This is a genomic window from Vogesella mureinivorans (assembly GCF_007644035.1).
In the GTDB taxonomy this organism is placed as follows: domain Bacteria; phylum Pseudomonadota; class Gammaproteobacteria; order Burkholderiales; family Chromobacteriaceae; genus Vogesella; species Vogesella mureinivorans.
Genome location: NZ_VMTV02000264.1, coordinates 1 through 419 on the forward strand (window position 1 = coordinate 1; position 419 = coordinate 419).

General features: G+C 67.1%; 1 protein-coding gene. It reads left to right on the plus strand.

Annotation, left to right across the window (positions count from 1 at the left end; genetic code table 11):
• On the plus strand, nt 1-419 hold a 419-nt coding region (locus tag FLQ44_RS23590; RefSeq protein WP_206208759.1), incomplete at both ends, for a pullulanase X25 domain-containing protein.

Here is a 419-nt window from a genome sequence, read left to right on the forward strand (position 1 = left end):
TAACGGCAGCTGGGACGAAAACTACGGCGCCGGTGCCGCAGCAGGCGGCGCCAACATCGCGCTGAACGCCGACGGTCAAGCCCTGCGCTTCTACTTTTCCAACCGCACCAAGTGGGTCACCGACAGCCGCAACACGCCGATCGCGGTGGCTGTCGGCAGCTTCCAGAGCGAGCTGGGCTGCAGCGGCGACTGGCAGCCGGAATGTCTCGCCGCCTGGCTGCAGGACCCGGACAACGACGGCTTCGCGACCTTCGAGGCCCGCCTGCCCGCGGGCAACTACGAGGCCAAGGTCGCGATCAACGAGAGCTGGGCCGAGAACTACGGCGCAGGCGGCGCCCCCGGCGGCGCCAATATCGCTTTCGAGGTACCCGAAGGCTGCGGGCTGACCTATTTCAGCTTTGATCGCGCCAGCAAGGTTC